Origin of the sequence: Gilliamella sp. Pra-s52 (assembly GCF_009795805.1) — a bacterium.
In the GTDB taxonomy this organism is placed as follows: Bacteria; Pseudomonadota; Gammaproteobacteria; order Enterobacterales; family Orbaceae; genus Gilliamella.
On sequence record NZ_WTEY01000050.1, the window covers coordinates 1 to 439 of the forward strand.

A 439-nucleotide genomic window follows, 5' to 3' on the forward strand; every position below is an offset into this window, starting at 1 on the left:
CGCTTCCTTCCGCAAAAACGAGAACTCGTTTCTTTCAGCTTGTTCCTAATTGTTAAAGAGCTTTATCTTTCTATTTACTCATCATCAACTAATAAGTGAATACAAACATAACTTAATTAAAAAGAGACTTCTTTAATGGTGGAGCTAAGCGGGATCGAACCGCTGGCCTCCTGCGTGCAAGGCAGGCGCTCTCCCAGCTGAGCTATAGCCCCATTGTGTTCACTTCTTCAACGACTCAAAATAAAATGCTCAATTTCGTCGAATTGGTGGGTCTGAGTGGACTTGAACCACCGACCTCACCCTTATCAGGGGTGCGCTCTAACCACCTGAGCTACAGACCCAATAAAGTGACTCTTTCTTCTAAACAAACAATCTGTGTGAACACTTACGAGCACTTCGTAAGGAGGTGATCCAACCGCAGGTTCCCCTACGGTTACCT

The 439-nt window shown here is 44.9% G+C and carries 2 tRNA genes; both read right to left on the bottom strand.

Features of this window, described 5'->3' with window-relative positions:
- Positions 1 to 136 precede the first annotated feature (136 nt).
- Positions 137 to 212, bottom strand: a tRNA-Ala gene (locus tag GQ594_RS11895).
- Between the two features lie 52 nt (positions 213 to 264).
- A tRNA-Ile gene (locus GQ594_RS11900) sits at positions 265 to 341 on the bottom strand.
- Between the last annotated feature and the right edge of the window lie 98 nt (positions 342 to 439).